The sequence below is a fragment of the Acuticoccus sediminis genome, assembly GCF_003258595.1.
Classification (GTDB): Bacteria; Pseudomonadota; Alphaproteobacteria; order Rhizobiales; family Amorphaceae; genus Acuticoccus; species Acuticoccus sediminis.
The window spans coordinates 1-16,967 of sequence record NZ_QHHQ01000009.1; the positions used below are offsets into that span (position 1 = coordinate 1).

Below are 16,967 nucleotides of genomic sequence, written 5' to 3' on the forward strand. Positions count from 1 at the left end.
ATCATGCTGTCGTCCCCGCCGGCTCCCACGTGATGGCGAAGCGCTCCGCGAGCGCCGCCACGGCGAAGAAGCTGACCGAGAGACCGCAAGCGGCTACCACCGAGAGCCACACCGTGGGCACGTTGTAGGAGAACAGCGCGTAGAGCATCATCGCGCCGATCCCGCGGTCCGCGCCGGTCCACTCCGCAGTAATGATGCCGAGGACCGCGAGCGGGGCGGCTATCTTGAGGCCGGCGAAGAGGTAGGGCAGCGCCGTCGGAACCTGGAGATTCACGAACGTCTGCCATGGCGAGGCGGAAAGTACCGACATCAGCTCGATCCGCGCGGGCTCGGCGGCGCGGAAGCCCTGCATGCCCGCCACGAGCATCGGAAAATAGCTCGACAGCGCGGCGATGATGACATGCGTCTTGGCGGTGTTGCCGAACCAGACGACGAGCAGCGGCGTCAGTGCGATCAACGGGACTGCCTGGATGAAGACGCCGGCGCGATAGATCGGCTCACGCACGCGTTCCGCCATGACGCCGACCGCCGCGGCGGCGAGCGCGAGGCCGATCGCGATGCCGAACCCCAGCATCGCCTTCCAGCCGCTGACCCAGAGGTTTTCCCACAAAAGCGCCGGCCGCGCGCTATACGCCTTCCAGACAGCGCTCGGCGACGGCAGGAACATCGGCAGCCCGCCCTGCCGCGCGACGACCTCGATCGCCACGAGTGCGAGTGCGACCGCGAGAACCGGCGCCATCGCGATGGCGAGCCGCCTCGTCGAAGCGGACGCGGCGGCGCTCACAGGGCGACCTCCATCGGCTGCGCCTCGCTGTTCGGCGTGGCATCATTGCCGAACAGAGCGTCCCGCAGGCGGTTCGCGGTCTCGAAGAATTCTGCGGTGCGCATCATCGCGAGCGTGCGCGGGCGGGGCAGCGGGACGTCCACCGCGGTCGAGACGGTACCCGGTCGCGGCGTCATCACGAAGACCCGGTCGGCCATCAGCACGGCCTCGGCGATCGAGTGGGTCACGAGCACGGCCGTCGTTCGTGTCTCGCCCCAGATCCGCAGCAGTTCGAGGTTCATGCGCTGCCTGGTGATCTCGTCGAGGGCGCCGAACGGCTCGTCGAGGAGGAGGATCTCCGGTTCGAGGATCAGCGCCCGCGCGATCGCGGCACGCTGCTGCATTCCGCCCGAGAGCTGGTGCGGCAGTGCGTCGCCGAACCCGTCGAGCCCAACGAGCCGCAGCAGCTCGTCCGCACGCCCCTGCTCGCGCGTGCTGCGCCGGGCAACGTCGAGCGGCAACTCGACGTTCCGCCGGATTGTACGCCAGGGCAGCAGCGTCGCGGCCTGGAAGACGAACCCGATGGATTTGTCGCGTCGGGCCGCCTCCGGCCGCAGACCGCCGATCTCCACCGTCCCGCTGCTCGGGGCGAGGAGGTCCGCGAAGATCCGCAGGAGCGTCGACTTCCCGCACCCGGACGGGCCGACGATGGCGGCAAAGCCGCCACCCGGCACGTGCATGTCGACCCCTTGGAGCGCGACGACCTCGCCGCGCCCATCGAAGACCTTGCCGACCCCGCGCGCCTCAAGACTCTTGGACATCAGGCGACGCGGGCGAGCGCCGCCTCGATGTATTGTGGCGCGCACAGCTCATCGGCGGTGATGTTGCCCGCGATCAGACCGGCCGCCGCGTAGGTGTCGATGACCGTCTGGAAGAAGGGAACGTCGATGTTGAGGAGCTTGTCGCCGCCGGCCGCGCCGGTGGCGATCAGCTCTTCGCTGGCAATGATCTCCGCCTTCTGCGCGTCGAAGTCGAGACCGGGCGCCCCATAGGTCTCCACCATCAGCTTCGCGGTCTCGTCAGGATGGGCGATCGCCCACTTCCAGCCGCGGATCGCGCCGACGAGGAAATTCGTCACCTCGTCGCCATGCTCCTCGAGATAGTCTTCGCGGGCGTAGATGGTGCCTGTCGTCTCGGGCACGCCCATCTCGGAGACGTTGAGCGAATAGATGTCGAATCCGCGGCTCTTCAGCATGACGCCCTGGTTCGTGGCGTAGCCGAGATATCCGTCGATCTGGCCGGCGACGAGCGCGGCCGGGTCGGGCGAGTGCGGCACCATCTGCACGTCCGAGGCAGACATGCCGGCCTGCTTGAGGAGGTACTCGATGAGCGGACGGGAGGAGCTGCCGGTCGAAAGCACCTTGCCCTTCAGATCCTCGACCGAGGTGATCGGCTTGTCGGCCGGGCTCATGATGGCAAACGGAGACTTCTGGTACACCGTCCCGATCACCTTGATCGGGATGCCCTTCTCCCTGGCGACCAGGATCGGGCCGATCGGGCGGTCACCAATCTGGGACTGCCCGGCCGCGACGTTGGCCAGAGGATCGATGTTCGGCCCACCGGACACGAAGGTGACCTCCAGGCCTTCGTCGGCAAAATAGCCATTTTCGAGCGCCGCGAAGTAGCCGCCATACTGGATGCTCTTCAGCCACGAGAGCTGAAAGGAGAGCTTCGTGAGGTCGTCCGCCAGGACCCGGTGCGCCGGCATCAGCCCGGCGGCGCCGAGACCCGCGAGCCCGGCTCCGCCCCACCGCAAGACGGTGCGACGGCTGACGGAGGTGCGGTGTGCGTTCACATCGTTGGTCATCGTGTTCATCCTTCCTGTCTTGTCGTCGGCGGGAGCCTGTGGCGTCCCTCGGTCCATCTCGTGTCGGTCGATCATGAAGCGGTCGAAGGGGGCGGCCGCAGTCCGGCCGCGAGCGAGGGGAGGTCGGAGACGAAGCCGAAGCATCGATCGACGAGGAACAGCGAAGCATCGGCGCAGTATTGCTCCGAATGCGTCCCAGTCAGATCTTGCAGGAGCACGACGTCATACCCGGCGTTGCAGGCGTCGATCGCCGTCGCAAAGACGCAACGGTCGAGGTTGATGCCGCAGAGGAGGATCGTCGTAACGTCGAGGTTGCGCAGGACGCTGTCGAGCTCGTTGTCCCAAAACCCGCTGTAGCGGTGCTTCGCGACGTGGATGTCGTCAGGGCCGACGACGAGGCCCGGGACGATCTCAGCCCCCCAGCTCCCCCGTTCCAGGACCGGCCCCTTGCCGCTCGCCATCCGCGGCGCATAGCTCGGATCAGCGGGGTCCGGCTTGATCGTGCGGCGATGGCTCGGATGGACGTTGAGGAGATCGGCCCGCACTCCCCAGTTGAGCCAGACGACGGGGATACCCTCCCCGCGGGCCAGAGCCGTCCCGGCGTTGATGGGCTCGATGAGATCGAGCGCCCACCGACCGTCGATCCCGCGAACGTCGAACCAGCCCCCCTCGGACATGAAATCGTTCTGCATGTCGACAACGAGGACCGCAGTGCGGCTCGCGTCGATCTCGATCTGCCGCTCGCCGGCATCCATCAGCACTTTCCGGACCGGGCGCCGCGGGCGAACGAGGCTCACGAGGGTTTTTGCTGCCCCTCCCGCCTCTCCGAAATTTTTCACCCCTGACAAGTTGCGCTTCCTGACCGCAATTGCTTTGACCTGCAACAACACCGATATTCGGAGCATTCATATGCGATCAAGGCAAAACATCGATTTTTTATTGAAATGCGTATAATATTGGCGAATGCACGTTTTTTGTTCCGGGATTGGTCGATCTTGTGTCAATCGGGAGGGCGTGCCCGCCGTGGGCCTGAAGCTGGGATGGACATTTCGATGACTTGCGTGGCCGGCTACCCCACTGCGGCCCGGAACCCGCTTTCCGGGATTCGCGATGCACGGCGTGTTCCGGAGGGTGATCGAGCATGACAAAGCCACAGACGCTCGCGCAGTCTGTCCAGGACGCCATCGGCAACGACATCCTCACCGGGCGCCTTGCGCCGACCACGTGGCTGCGCCTCGCGACGCTGCAGGAGACCTACGGCGTCGGCCTCAGCCCGCTCCGTGAGGCGATGGCGAATCTCGCGGGGCGCGGCCTCGTCATTCAGGAGGGCCAGCGTGGCTTTCGTATCGCGCCGGTGTCGCAAAGCGATTTTGAAGACCTGACGCAGACGCGCTGCCACATCGAGGGTCTCGCGCTTCGCCTCTCGATTGCCGCGGGCGATACCGACTGGGAGGCGGGAATCCTCGCCGCGCACCATCGGCTCAAGCGACAGCCACGCTCGCCCGACCGGCTGATCGACGAGGAGTGGGAGGTGCTGCACCGGGCCTTTCACCTGTCGCTCGTTGCGGCCTGCCACTCGGCCCGCCTCACCGCGATCTGGCATTCGATCTACGACCAGTTCGACCGGTACCGGCGGATCGCTGTGCAGGCGTCAGGCGAGCATCCCGCGGTCCCTGCGACGCACGATCAGCTCGTCGAGGCCGCTCTCGCGCGCGACGCCGCCGGAGCGGAGGCGATTCTGGAAGTGCACATCGAGGACAGCGCCGCCCGCATCGACGCTATGATGGCTCCACAATGGGCAGAGATGCAGAAGAAGGTCGCCGCGCGGCGAGCCACGTCAGGAACCACCCCGCGCTGAAGAGCTGGCTCGCGGGCGGGGGAGACGAACGAAGGACCGCCCGCTGTGAAAGCTCGGATTTCCGAATCTTCCGAGGCGGAATTTTCCACTCTGATTTAGTCTCAAGTGGCGATAACATCATTTGCCATCTACCACTCTGCGCGGTTCGATCGATTACGCTCCGCGAAGCCAATTGACCGGCGCCGTGTGAACGCGACGCGCCACGAGATCGCTGAAACCTATCGATCCCTGGCGCTAGATCGAAGGCGGCGTTCGGATTCTCGGAACGGCAACCTCCACAAATCATGCTGATGGGCGCACGCGCGGCATCCTCTGTGAAGTGGGTCTTCGGACAGACGAGTTGCGCGGCGCCTCCGAGGATTTGTGGCGCGCTATGGGCGAAGCTGGGTGATGGCGCATTGAGAAAGCCGGCGTTTCGAGGCGGGTGACGAGCCCGCCAGGACCTCCAGAAGGAGCGATACGCCCATGACGAGAGATAGTACCGTCCTGCCATTCCAACGCCCTGAAGAGATGGACGATCCCCCGACGTCGGTGCCGAGGGAGGGCGCCCGCTGAGTGCTGGCGCACGCCGTGGAAGCGGAGGCCGAGGCGTTCGGCCGGCGATGGGGGGCGACCACCCGGACCGACGGGTCGAGTTCGTGCCGACGATGGCGGTGGGGGCTTACCGCAGGGCGTCGATGACGGCCTCGGTCACGGCGCGCGTGTCGCTGGTGCCGCCGAGTTCGTAGGGCAGGATGGCGCCGTCGGCATAGGCCTGCCAGACCGCGCGGTCGATGCTGTCGCCCGCCTCCACGAGGCGCGCGTCGCCGGCACGCTCGCCGATCCAGTCGAGCATCATCGCGGTCGAGACGAGCATCGCGGTGGGGTTGGAGATCCCCTTCCCCGCGATGTCCGGCGCGGAGCCGTGCGCGGGCTGGAAGAGGGCGTGGTCCGTGCCGATCTCGGCGCACGGCGCCATCCCCATGCCGCCGACGAGACCGCCGCACAGGTCCGACAGGATGTCGCCGAACATGTTCTCCATGACGAGAACGTCCGCCGCCCAGGGCTTGCGCACGAGGTCGAGAGCGGCGGCGTCGACGTAGGCGTGACTGGCCGTGACGTCGGAGTTCTGCGCAGCGCGCTCGTCGAAGATCGAGCGGAAGAACGCCATCGAGACGAAGACGTTCGACTTGTCGACGCAGGTCACCGTGCGCTGGCCGCGCCCCTTCTCGGCCCGCCGCCGGGCGAGACCGAAGGCGAAATCGAAGAGGTCCTCGCTGGTCTCTCGGGTGATCTCCATCGTGTCCCGCGCGACGCGGCCGTCCTCGACGGTGCCACGCCCGCGCGACGCGAAGAGGCCCTCGGTCGATTCGCGCAGGACGATGAGGTCGATCCCCTCCGCTCGCGGGTCGGCCAGCAGCGCCGGCGTGTTGGGATACTTGCGCGCCGGCCGCACGCCCGCGAAGAGGCGGAAGGCGCGGCGCATCTCGAGGTGCGGCGCGACCTCGGTGCCGTCGGGCAGGCGAACGTCCGGAAGACCCATCGCGCCGAACAGGATGGCGTCGGCGGCACGAGCGGCCTCGAACGCGCCCTCCGGCAGGTCGTTGCCCGTCTCGCGGTAGTAGGCGGCGCCGCCGTCCCAGCTTTGCTTGTCGAGGGTGAAGCCGTGGCGCGCCTCGACGGCCTCGAGGACCGCCATCGCCGCTCCCATCACCTCGACGCCGATGCCGTCTCCTGGGAAGACCGCGATTGTATAGTCCGTCATGTGGGCGTTCCAGTTTGCAGGGGGCGGCGGGAGGGGCCGGTTACCGCGCCGGGGCGGCGGGGCGGCCTTCGATCGGGTAGGCGGGGTCGACGAAGTGTCGGATCGCGGTGGAGCCCTTCGGCACCACGGCGTCGAACGCGGCCTCGTCCTCGGCGGTCCAGGTCACGGCGAGCGCGGCGAGGTAGCTGTCGAGCTGCTCCAGGGTGCGCGGGCCGACGATGGCGCCCGAGACCATGGGATTGGAAAGCACGAAGGCGAGGGCGAGCGCGCCGAGGTCCATGCCGCGGGCCTTCGCGTGCTCGGCGAGGCGGGCGGCGGCGGCCACCGTGTCGGGATGGAACTCGGTTTCCATGATGCGCTTGTCGCGTGCCGCGGCGCGGCTGCCGACGGGCGCCTCGGCCCCCGGCGCGTACTTGCCGGTCAGGACTCCGCGCGCGATGGGGCTGTACGGGTAGACCGCGATCTCCATGTCGGCGCAGGCCGGCAGGAGCTCCACCTCGATGGAGCGGTTGAGGGCGTGGTAGAGCGGCTGGCAGACCACCGGGCGGCCGATCCCCGCCTCCTCGCAGTAGCGGGTGAGCTGGGCGACCCGCCAGGACTTGTGGTTCGAGACGCCGATGTGGCGCACCATCCCCTGGCGCACGAGGATCTCGAGCCCGCGCACCGTCTCCTCGAGCGGCGTGTGCGGATCTTCCTTGTGGAGGTAGAGGACGTCGAGCCGGTCGGTGTCGAGCCGGTTCAGGATGCGCGGGACCTGGGCCAGCATCCACGCCGGCGACAGGCCGCGGTGGTTGGGGTCGTCGCCGATCGGGTTGCCGAGCTTGCTGGCGATGACGAGCCGGTCGCGCCGCCCCTTGAGGATGCGCCCGAGGCACTCCTCCGAGCGGCCCTCGTTGTAGGCGTCGGCGGTGTCGAGGAAGTTCACGCCCGCGTCGAGGGCGCGGTCGGTGATGCGGGCCGATTCGGTCTCGTCGGCTCGGCCTCCGAACATCATCGTGCCGAGGCACAGGCGGGAGACCCTGAGGCCGCTGCGGCCGAGGGGAACGAGAGGCATGGACGTGTCGGTCATGGTCTGTGGTCTCTGAGATCGGCGGCGGCCGAGCGGCCGGGCCAGGCACGGGCAATGAACCGCCGCGCCTGGGGAATCTGCGCGACGACGAGGAGCAGCGTCGCGGCCAGCAGCACCAGGCTCACCGGCCGTTCGACGAAGCCGGCGGGGCTTCCCTGCCCGACCATCAGGGCCCGGCGCAAGTTCTCGTCGGCCATCGGACCGAGGATGACACCGATGACGAGCGGCGCAATCGGATACTTCATGATGGTGAGGAGATAGGCCGCGAGCCCGACCGCCAGCATGAGGTAGAGGTTCTCCACGTTGAGCCCGAGCGCGTAGGAGCCGAGCACTGAGAGGACCGCCACCACCGGCAGGAAGATCTCCGCCGGCAGCGCCAGCACCTTCACCACCTGCTTGGCGAGGAGGAGGCCGTTGACGCACATCGCCGCCGAGGCGAGCACCATGATGGCCGCCAGCTCGGCGATGAAGGTGGGGTTGCTGATCGACAGCATCGGCCCCGGCGTCAGCCCGTGCAGCATCAGGGCGCCGAGGAGCATCACCGCCGGCGGGCTCCCCGGGATGCCGAGCGTGACGAGCGGGATCAGCGCGCCGCCGATGCAGGCGTTGTTGGCCGTCTCGGCCGAGACGAGGCCGGCCGGCTCGCCGGTCCCGAAGGTCTCCGGATGGCGCGAGGTGCTCTTGGCGGTCCCGTAGGAGACCCAGCCGGCGATGTCCTCGCCGACGCCGGGCACCGCGCCGATGCCGATGCCGATGGCCGCCGAGCGCACGATGTGGCGGCTGTTCTTGAGGAGCGTTCCGAGGGCGGGGACGACGCGGCCCTGCACCTGCGTCACGGCGAGCGGCGCGCGGCTCGCCAGCGTCGAGATGATCTGCGGGATGGCGAAGGCGCCGATGAGGACGGGGACGACCTCGAGGCCCTGGTCGAGCGCGGGCTGGCCGAAGGTGTAGCGCGGGTAGAACATCAGGGGGTCGCGCCCGATGACGGAGAGCGCCATGCCGATGAAGCCGGCGATCCACCCCTTCACGACGAGGTCCGGGCTCTGCAGCGTTCCGGAGATGAGGATCCCGAAGAGCGCGAGCAGGAAGTACTCGTAACTCGTGAAGCCGAGCGCGATCTCGACGATGAGCGGCGAGAGGATCGCCAGCGCCAGCATGCCGAGGAGCGTGCCGATGAAGGACGCGGTCGTGGTCAGCCCGAGCGCCTTGCCGCCCTCCCCCCGCGCCGACATCGGATAGCCGTCCATCGCCGAGGCGGCGGAGGCGGCGGTGCCGGGAATGTTGAGGAGGATCGCCGGGTAGGAGCCGCCGTAGATGGCGCCGACATAGAGCGCGATGAGGGCGATCAGCGCCGTCTGGTAGCCGAGGCCGTAGGTGAGCGTCGCGAGAAGGCCGACGCCCAGAGTCGCCGTCAGACCCGGCAGCGCGCCGAAGACGATGCCGAGGAGGCTCGCCCCGATGAGGACGAACCAGTTCTGCGGCACCGCCAGGATCGCGACGAGCTGTCCGCCGAAGGCCGCGAGTTCGTGAAGACCGCCCATCGCCCGTTATCCGAAGAGCGCGGCGATGCGGTCCGCCACGCCGTCCATGAGGAATACGCCGGCACCCTCGCGCGGCAGCGGCACGAGGAGGCCGTACTTGAAGACCGCGGAGAGGACGACCGACGTCCCGGCCGCGGACGCCAGCACCGGCACGATGCGCCGCCGCTCCTCCCCTCTGGCGAAGGCCGCGAAGGCGAGGGCCGCGGCGGCGAGGACGACCGCGAGGGCGCCGTCCGCCGTGAACTGCCCGCCGGAGCGCGGCGCCGGCCAGCCCCCGCCGACCGCGACCGCGAGGGCGAGCACCGACGGCAGGGCGATGAGCGCGACGAGCACGGTCCGCCCGGTGCGGGAGGCGATGACGTAGACGCCCATGAAGACGAGCAGGAAGAGGGCGGTGGCGACGACGAAGTCCGTCCGCGGCACGAGACCGACGATGTAGGCCGCCAGCAATCCCGCGATCAGGACCGCGTCGCGCCCGCCCGCCACCGCGAGGGAGACGCCGAAGATGTGCCCGTCCGGACGGAGCGCACGGTAGTCCCGCAGCGCGCGGGCGACGAGACCGGCGGAGAGGGCGAACAGCATCCCGCCGACCATCAGCGGGAAGAGCGCGGGAGAGACGTACCACGCGTTCTTGACGCCGGCGTACGTCCCCGCGAGAGGGAAGGTCAGCGCCTTGGCGACCATCGCTGCGGCCACCACGGCAAGGACCAGGCCGGTCCATACGTCGGCTTTGCGCAGGCTGGCGAGCGCCTCGCCCTCGCGGGGCGCAGGCTCCATCTCACTCATGTCGTCCGGATCCATTCTCGTTGACGCGTCGGGTCGCGGGAACGGGCCCCGGACTGGCCCGGGACCCGGTGAGCGAGGGGACTATTCGGGCTTCGGAATGCCCAGCGTCTCGGGGTTCACGGATGCCGCGTTGAGGTCCCACAGGGTCCACGCGAAGAGCGATTCCAGTTTGTTGAACTGTTCCGTCGCCTCCTCGCCGTGCTTGCCGGAGAGCGAGTAGTAGTTCTTCTGCGCGAAGTCCTTCACGGCGGCGCTCTGCATCGCCTCCTCGAAGGCGGCGGAGAGGCTCTGCTTCACGTCGTCCGGCGCGTCCTGGCTGACCGCGAAGCCGATCGCCTGGCTGATCGGCAGGTACTTGGTGAGGTCCGGGTAGGCGTCGAAGGCGGAGGGGATCTCGGTGTCGCCGAGGGTGAAGGCGTCGGCGGTCAGCATCGCCAGCGGGCGCAGCCGTCCCGCCTGCAGGAGCTGCTGCTGCTCGGCGAGTGAGGTGACGACGACCTGCACTTCGCCGGCGACGGCCGCGTTCTGCGCCGGCGCGGAGCCGTCGTAGGGGATGAAGTTGAACTCCGCCCCGGTGCCGTCCTGCAGCGCCAGGAGGTTGAGGTGGTGGATGGAGCCCGCCGCGCTGGCGCCGGCCTGGATCGAGCCGGGGTTTGCCTTCGCGGCGTCGATCAGCTCGCCGAGGGTCTCGAAGTCCGAGTTCGCCGTCACCGAGACGAGGTCGGGCGAGCCGCCGACGATGAACGGATACCAGACGTCGATGCGCTCCTCCCAGCCGCCCTGGACGCCGGCGGTGACGACCGATTCGGAGATGCCGGCGAGGGTATAGCCGTCGGCCGGCTGGGAGTGGACGTAGCTCATGCCGGCCGAGCCGCCGACGCCGCCGGTGCGGTTCACCACGTTGATGCGTGCGCGGCCGGGCAGCGTCTTGGCCAGCTCCGCCATGATGAGGCGGTTCACCGTGTCGGTGCCGCCGCCGGCGGACCAGACCACCACGTTGGTGATCGGCCGGCTCGGATAATCCTCGGCCGCGGCCGGCATCGTGAGGGCGACGGCGGCGGTCGCCGCGAGCGCCAGCGATACATCGCGCAACAGACTCATGACCTTCCTCCCGGACTGGACGGTTCTTTTGGATCGACCGTTCTTCAGTTGAATATCGTGCGCATCATTGTATGAATTAGCGTATACGTAAAGGGGCCACATGACGTGATCGCACTCTCCGCCATCGACTTCGTCGGCCATGGGCTCGATCGGCCGGAGTGTGTCCTGACCCACGCCTCCGGCGCGCTCTTCGCCGCCGACTGGGCCGGCGACGGCGGTGTCGCTATCGTCTCGCCCGACGGGATGGTGAGGCGTGTCACCGCGAAGGGGGCGCCCGAGCCCATGCGGCCCAACGGGATCGCGCTCGAGGCCGGCGGGAGCTTCCTCCTCGCGCATCTGGGGCCGGAGAACGGCGGCGTGTTCCGCCTCTTCGCGGACGGGAGCCTCGAGCCGGTGGTGACCGAGGTCGGCGGCCGCCCCCTCCCCCCGACGAACTTCGTGCAGCTCGACCGGTGGGAGCGGATGTGGATCACGGTGAGCACCCGCATGATCCCGCGCCACGGTGCGGCGCGGCCGGACGTGGCGGACGGGTTCATCGTCCTGGTGCCGCCGGACGGGCCGGCACGGGTCGTCGCCGACGACCTCGGCTACACCAACGAGTGCATCGTGTCGGCGGATGGCCGCCGGCTCTGCGTCAACGAGACGTTCGCCAGGCGCGTGTCGCGTTTCGAGATCCGCGATGACGGCTCGCTCGGTCCCCGGGAGACCCTTGCCGTCTTCGGCGAGGGCACCTTTCCGGACGGGCTCGCGCCGGATGTCGAAGGCAACCTCTGGATCACCAGCATCGTATCGAACCGCGTGATCCGCGTGGCGCCTGACGGCACGGCGGAGACGCTGGTGGAGGACTGCGACCGGGCGGCGGTCGCCGAGACCGAGGCGATGTTCGCCCGCGGGGAGCTGGGTAGCGCGCGGCTGAACCTCACCCTCGGCGCGCGGCTCGCCAACATCTCGAGCCTCGCGTTCGGCGGCGAGGACATGCGGCGCGCCTACCTCGGCTGTCTCAAGGGGGACGCCATCGCGACGTTCGAAATGCCTGTGGCGGGTGTCGAGCCGGTCCACTGGCGGGCAGATCTGGGACCGCTCATCGAGGCCGGTCTCCTCGACACCACGGCATGATCTTGCGCAGGAGGGAGCGGGTGACGAACGACTTCAGGATCGCGGTGATGGCCGGCGACGGCATCGGCCAGGAGGTGACGCCCGCGGCGCTCGCCGTCGCCGATGCGGCGCTGGCGGCGACGGGCGGCGTCCGCCTCGCCCGCGAGGACGCTCCGGCCGGCGCGGCGCACTACCAGGCGACCGGCGCGGCCTTCCCCGAGGCGAGCCGCGCCGTCTGCGACAGCGCGGATGCCATCTACCTCGGCGCGATGGGCCTGCCTTCGGTGCGGTATGCGGACGGGACGGAGATCGCCCCGCAGCTCGACCTTCGCTTCATGTACAACCTCTACGCCGGAGTGCGACCGACGCGGGCGATCCCGGGCGTCAAGGGGACGCTCGCGGACCCGCGGGCGGCGGAGATCGACTTCGTGATCGTGCGCGAGTCCACCGAGGGGCTGTTCCACTCCCGCGGCAAGGGCACCGTGGAGGACGACGAGACCGCGCGCGAGACGCTGCAGATCACGCGCCGGGTCTCCGAACGGGTGTTCGACTTCGCCTTCCGGGAGGCGGAGCGGCGGCGGGCCGAGGGGCGGCCCGGGCGGCTGACGCTGATCGACAAGGCGAACGTGTTCACCGCCTTCGCCTTCTTCCGCAAGGTGTTCGACGAGGTCGCCCGGCGGCATCCTGACGTCACGGCGGACCACCTCTACGTCGACGCGGCGGCGCTGACGATGGTCGCCCAGCCCTGGCGGCTCGACGTGACGGTGACGGAGAACATGTTCGGCGACATCCTCTCCGACCTCGCCGCCGGGCTGGTCGGCGGAATGGGCTACGCCCCGTCGGCGGACATCGGCGACGACCGCGCGGTGTTCCAGCCGGCGCACGGCAGCGCGCCGGACATCGCCGGGACCGGCAAGGCGAACCCCGTGGCGGCGATCCTCTCGGCGGCGATGATGCTGGACTGGCTGGGCACGCGTCACGGCGAGCCGTCCGCCGTCGAGGCCGGGCGCCGCATCGGCCGCGCGGTCGACGCCGCGTTCGCGGAGGGGGCGCTGGTGACGTGCGAGCTCGGCGGATCGGCGGGGACGCGCGCCGTCACCGACGCCGTCCTCGCCGCGCTCGCCTGAGGGGGACGGCATGGCCAGCGAGATCAGGGTCGCCACCGTCGGCGCGGGGTACTTCTCCCGCTTCCACCACGACGCATGGTCCCGCATGCCGGGCGTGCGGCTCGTCGCGGTATGCGACACCGATGCGGAGCGCGCCGAGGCCTACCGCCGCGAGTTCGGCGCCGACGCGGCCTACACCGACTCCGCCGAGATGCTCGTCACCGAGCGCCCGGACCTCCTCGACATCGCGGCGCCGCCGGCGAGCCACCGCGACCTCGTCGCCCTCGCCGCGGCCGAGAAGGTCGACGTGATCTGCCAGAAGGCGTTCACCCGGTCGCTGGAGGAGGCGCGCGAGACGGTCGCGCTCGCCGAGGCGGCGGGCATCATGCTGGTGGTGCACGAGAACTTCCGCTTCCAGCCGTGGTTCAGGGAGATCCACCGGCTGATCGCGGAGGGGTGCATCGGCGAGGTCTACTCGGCGAGCTTCCGGCTCCGGCCCGGCGACGGGCAGGGTCCGCGGGCCTACCTCGACCGGCAGCCCTACTTCCAGTCGATGGAGCGCCTCCTCATCCACGAGACCGGCATCCACTTCATCGATACTTTCCGCTTCCTGTTCGGCGAGACCGCCAGCGTCTACGCTGACCTCAGGCGTCTCAACCCGGTGATCGCCGGGGAGGACGCCGGGATCATGGTGCTGGGCCACGCGTCCGGCGTGCGGGCGCTCTTCGACGGCAACCGCCTGTCGGACCACATCGCGGAGAACCGCCGGTTGACGATGGGCGAGTTGTGGATCGACGGATCGGCCGGCACGCTCCGGCTCGACGGGTCCGGCAACCTGTTCCACCGCGCTTTCGGCAGCAACGACGAACGGGCGCACAACTACCGGTGGGAGATGCAGGGTTTTGCCGGGGACAGCGTCTACGCGCTGCAACATCATGTGACGTCGCACTTGCAAGCAGGTACCCCGCTGGAGAATACCGGACGGGCCTATCTCACAAACCTTGAGGTTGAGGAGGCGGTCTACCGCTCGTCGTCGGTCGGCGAGCGGATCCTGCTATGACGGAGGCCACCCGGACGGTGATGGCAGATGACGAGGCAATGGAGGAGAGCGGCGCCGAAGCCGGACGCGCGACGGCCGCGACCCGCTCCGAGCTCGCCTACGTCGAGCTCAAGCGGCGCGTGCTCGACAACGCGTTCCCCGTCGGCTCGTTCTTCCTGGAACAGGAGCTCGCCGATCTCCTCAACATGAGCCGCACGCCGATCCGCGAGGCGCTGGTCCGGCTCGCCAACGAGGGGCTGGTGGAGATCCGTCCGCGGCACGGGATGCGCGTCCTGCCCATCTCGCCGGAGGACATGCGCGAGATCTACACGATCCTCACCGCGCTGGAGGCGGAGGTGGCGGCCGAGGTCGCCGCCCGCGGACTATCGGACGAGGAGCTCGCCACCCTGCGCAAGGCGGTCGCGGACATGGACGCGGCGCTGGCGGCGGACGACCTCGACGCCTGGGCGGTCGCCGACGCGTGGTTCCACCGGAGCCTCGTCGGGGCGAGCGCGAACCAGCGGTTGCGAAGCGTGATCTCGCAGTACTGGGAGCAGGCGCACCGGGTGCGGATGCTGACCCTGCGGCTGCGGCCGAAACCGGTCCGCTCCACACAGGAGCATCTGGCGCTGGTCAACGCGATCGAGGCGCGCGACCCCAAGCTCGCCTGGCAGATCCACCGCACCCACCGCGAGCAGGCGGCGGACATGCTGGCCGAGATCCTGTCGTCCCACCGCCTCACCAACCTCTGACCGCTCGCCCGGCTACTCCGGCGGCAGGATGGCGTGGAGACGGGCGGCGAGGCCGAGCAGACGCGCCTCCGAGCGGGGCGGTCCGACGATCTGCAGGCCGACCGGCAGTCCCTCGCCGGTCCGCCCGCAGGGCACGGAGATGGCCGGAAGGCCGATCAGCGAAATGGCCGAGGTGACCGCGAGGTAGGCGATGGGGTTTGCCATCGGCGTCCCTTCGATCGCCTCGACGTCCTCCTGGTCCAACGGGAACGGGGGGACGCTCGCGGCGACGGTCAGCAGGAAGTCGTGCGTCTCGAAGAAGGCGAGGCTGGCGCGGTAGAGACGGCTGCGGGCGGCTTCGGCGGCGAGATAGTCGGCGGCCGAGATGCCGATGCCCTGCTCGATGTTCCAGCGCACCGTCGGCGAGAGCGGCGGGCCGGCGGCGGTCAGCAGCGGGCCAAGCTCGTGAAGGATGATCGCCGCGCGCAGCGTCGCGAACGCCTCCGGCGCCCCGCCGAGGTCCGGCGCTGCGCGCACCACGCCGAACGTGTCCGGGATCCGGCCGAGGGCGCGCTCGAAGACGGACCGGACGGCGGGGTCGATGGGGGTGATGCCGCCGAGGTCGGCGCTCGCGGCGAGGCCCGCGGCGGGGACGTCCCGCGGCGCGAAGCTCCCGGCGCGGGCATCGAGGCTGATCGGGTCGCGCGGGTCGCCGCCGCTCATGACGGAGGCCATCAGCGCCGCGTCGGCGACCGTGCGGGCGAGGACGCCGTGGACGGCGAGCGCGTTCCAGGCGAGCGGCTTGGTGGCCGAGGGGATCAGCCCGGGGCCGGGACGGAAGCCGACGATCCCGCAGAAGCTCGCCGGGGTACGCGCCGAGCCGCCGAAGTCCGTGCCGTGGGCGAGCGGCACCATCCGGGCGGCGACGGCGGCCGCGGAGCCGCCGCTCGAGCCGCCGCTCGACCGTCCGGGCGCGGCGGGGTTGCCGGTGTTGCCGCCGACGGGGTTCCTGCACAGCGCCCCGAAGCCGAACTCCGGGGTGTTGGTCTTGCCGACGATGACCGCACCGGCGGCTCTCAGCCGGGCGACCACGAGGTCGTCGGTCGGGGCGATGTCGTTCGCGTGGCGCAGGGAGCCGCGGGTCGTGGGGAGCCCCTCGACGTCGACGAGGTCCTTGATCGCGACGGGGACGCCATGAAGCGGGCCGGCGAGGTCGCCGCGGGCACGCCGCTCGTCGAGGGCGCGGGCGGCCGTTCGGGCGCCCTCTGCGTCGACGGTGACGAAGGCGTGCAGCGCCGGGTTCTCCGCCGCGATGGCGGCGAGCGAGGCCTCGGTGGCTTCCGCCGCGCTGACGCTGCCGGCGCGGATCGCGTCGGCGAGCTCGGTGGCGGCGAGGGCGGTGATTTCGCCCGGGAGCGCGCCGGCCGGAGGGGAGCTCAACGCGCCCTCCCCTTCCTGTCGTCGGGCGCCCGCTCGCCGGCGTCCTCGAACGCCTTGAGCGCGGAGCAGACGGCGATGCCCGTACGGCGCAGGTGGTCGGACAGCAGTTCGCCCGCGCGCTGGCCGTCCCGGGCGGTGAGCGCGGCCACGAACTCGCCGTGCTCCTGCAGCGATTCCGCCCAGCGGTCGTAGGACAGGTTCGCCTGATAGCGGGCGCGGCGGATCTTGCCGGCGCTCGCCTCGTGGACACTGAAGAGGGGCGGGTTGCGCGCCGCGCTCGCGATCAGCGTATGGACCTCCTGGTTGAGCGAGAAGTAGGCGGACCGGTCGCCCGTCTCGTGCAGCCGGATCATCTCCCGGTGCATCGCGTTGAGGCGCTCGAGCTCGTCCTCGCTGGCGCGTTCGGCGGCGAGGCGCCCGGCGAACATCTGCAGCGCCTCCATGAACTCGAACTGGGCCAGCATCGCGTCGAAGGTGATCGGCGCGACGCGCGTGCCGCGGTTCTGCTCCAGCAGCACCAGCTCTTCCGAGGCGAGCACCTTGAGCGCCTCGCGCAGCGGGGTGCGGGAGATGCCGAGGTCGCCGCAGAGCTGCATCTCGGCGATCCATTCGCCGGGCGCGAGCTCGCCGTCGACGATCATGCGCCGCACCTCCGCGACGATCTCCTCGTGGAGCGAGGGCCGCTTCATGCGGGGCGTGCCAGTGTCGCTCATAAGTCCTTCACTCTGCCGACGAATTGTGCACGCCTTTGCTCCAAATATGCGCACAGTAATTCGTAATTACGTGTTGTAATTATGAATTACCAAATCTAACAATCGCCGCCAAGG

The 16,967-nt window shown here is 69.7% G+C and carries 16 protein-coding genes; 5 read left to right on the top strand and 11 right to left on the bottom strand.

Translation table 11 applies throughout. From position 1 onward, the window contains the following. Position 1: 1 nt before the first annotated feature. The 4 genes from DLJ53_RS28925 to DLJ53_RS28940 all read right to left on the bottom strand — a co-directional run bounded on the left by DLJ53_RS28925 (position 2) and on the right by DLJ53_RS28940 (position 3,385). Positions 2-784, bottom strand: a complete 783-nt coding sequence (locus DLJ53_RS28925) for an ABC transporter permease (protein WP_111351720.1) — start codon at positions 782-784, stop codon at positions 2-4. After that, a complete protein-coding gene (locus tag DLJ53_RS28930) occupies positions 781-1,584 on the bottom strand; it encodes an ABC transporter ATP-binding protein (RefSeq protein ID WP_111351721.1) in 804 nt (267 codons plus the stop codon). The genes DLJ53_RS28925 and DLJ53_RS28930 overlap by 4 nt, the downstream gene beginning before the upstream one ends. Beyond that, complete coding sequence (locus DLJ53_RS28935; protein WP_162409659.1) at positions 1,584-2,630, bottom strand: ABC transporter substrate-binding protein; 1,047 nt, start codon at positions 2,628-2,630, stop codon at positions 1,584-1,586. The genes DLJ53_RS28930 and DLJ53_RS28935 overlap by 1 nt, the downstream gene beginning before the upstream one ends. A 71-nt stretch (positions 2,631-2,701) precedes the next feature. Then, positions 2,702-3,385 (bottom strand): cysteine hydrolase family protein, encoded by a 684-nt coding sequence (locus tag DLJ53_RS28940; RefSeq protein WP_162409661.1) that lies wholly within the window; start codon positions 3,383-3,385, stop codon positions 2,702-2,704. A 386-nt stretch (positions 3,386-3,771) separates the two neighbouring features. Between DLJ53_RS28940 and DLJ53_RS28945 the strand changes: the two genes are divergently transcribed. Continuing rightward, positions 3,772-4,488 (top strand): GntR family transcriptional regulator, encoded by a 717-nt coding sequence (locus DLJ53_RS28945; RefSeq protein WP_111351724.1) that lies wholly within the window; start codon positions 3,772-3,774, stop codon positions 4,486-4,488. A gap of 661 nt (positions 4,489-5,149) precedes the next feature. Here the strand turns inward: DLJ53_RS28945 and DLJ53_RS28950 are convergent. From DLJ53_RS28950 to DLJ53_RS28970, 5 genes are all read right to left on the bottom strand, one after another. Then, entirely contained in the window at positions 5,150-6,232 is a 1,083-nt protein-coding gene (locus DLJ53_RS28950; protein ID WP_111351725.1) for an isocitrate/isopropylmalate dehydrogenase family protein, read from the bottom strand. A gap of 40 nt (positions 6,233-6,272) precedes the next feature. Continuing rightward, positions 6,273-7,301, bottom strand: coding sequence for an aldo/keto reductase (locus tag DLJ53_RS28955; protein ID WP_111351726.1), 1,029 nt, complete (start codon positions 7,299-7,301; stop codon positions 6,273-6,275). Further along, the gene (locus DLJ53_RS28960; RefSeq protein ID WP_111351727.1) at positions 7,298-8,842 is read right to left on the bottom strand and encodes a tripartite tricarboxylate transporter permease; all 1,545 of its coding nucleotides are present in this window, start codon (positions 8,840-8,842) and stop codon (positions 7,298-7,300) included. Before DLJ53_RS28960 ends, DLJ53_RS28955 begins: the two co-directional genes overlap by 4 nt. Before the next feature lie 6 nt (positions 8,843-8,848). After that, a complete protein-coding gene (locus DLJ53_RS28965) occupies positions 8,849-9,628 on the bottom strand; it encodes a hypothetical protein (protein ID WP_146620133.1) in 780 nt (259 codons plus the stop codon). Positions 9,629-9,709: 81 nt separating this feature from the next. Then, positions 9,710-10,729, bottom strand: a complete 1,020-nt coding sequence (locus tag DLJ53_RS28970; protein ID WP_111351729.1) for a tripartite tricarboxylate transporter substrate binding protein — start codon at positions 10,727-10,729, stop codon at positions 9,710-9,712. A gap of 105 nt (positions 10,730-10,834) precedes the next feature. On the opposite strand from DLJ53_RS28970, the gene DLJ53_RS28975 reads away from it, so the two are divergent. From DLJ53_RS28975 to DLJ53_RS28990, 4 genes are read left to right on the top strand one after another with little or no spacing between them, the layout of a single operon-like run. Beyond that, positions 10,835-11,845, top strand: a complete 1,011-nt coding sequence (locus tag DLJ53_RS28975) for an SMP-30/gluconolactonase/LRE family protein (RefSeq protein ID WP_162409663.1) — start codon at positions 10,835-10,837, stop codon at positions 11,843-11,845. Between the two features lie 47 nt (positions 11,846-11,892). Next, the gene (locus DLJ53_RS28980) at positions 11,893-12,951 is read left to right on the top strand and encodes an isocitrate/isopropylmalate dehydrogenase family protein (protein WP_244935194.1); all 1,059 of its coding nucleotides are present in this window, start codon (positions 11,893-11,895) and stop codon (positions 12,949-12,951) included. Between the two features lie 10 nt (positions 12,952-12,961). Continuing rightward, positions 12,962-13,990: a Gfo/Idh/MocA family protein gene (locus DLJ53_RS28985; RefSeq protein ID WP_111351732.1), complete on the top strand. Its 1,029-nt coding sequence runs from the start codon at positions 12,962-12,964 to the stop codon at positions 13,988-13,990. Beyond that, on the top strand, positions 13,987-14,721 hold the full coding sequence (locus DLJ53_RS28990; protein WP_226582561.1) for a GntR family transcriptional regulator: 735 nt from the start codon (positions 13,987-13,989) through the stop codon (positions 14,719-14,721). Before DLJ53_RS28985 ends, DLJ53_RS28990 begins: the two co-directional genes overlap by 4 nt. Before the next feature lie 12 nt (positions 14,722-14,733). On the opposite strand, the gene DLJ53_RS28995 is transcribed toward DLJ53_RS28990, so the two are convergent. Continuing rightward, on the bottom strand, positions 14,734-16,140 hold the full coding sequence (locus DLJ53_RS28995; RefSeq protein ID WP_111351733.1) for an amidase: 1,407 nt from the start codon (positions 16,138-16,140) through the stop codon (positions 14,734-14,736). Beyond that, positions 16,137-16,853, bottom strand: coding sequence for a GntR family transcriptional regulator (locus tag DLJ53_RS29000; protein ID WP_111351734.1), 717 nt, complete (start codon positions 16,851-16,853; stop codon positions 16,137-16,139). The genes DLJ53_RS28995 and DLJ53_RS29000 overlap by 4 nt, the downstream gene beginning before the upstream one ends. Positions 16,854-16,967 lie beyond the last annotated feature (114 nt).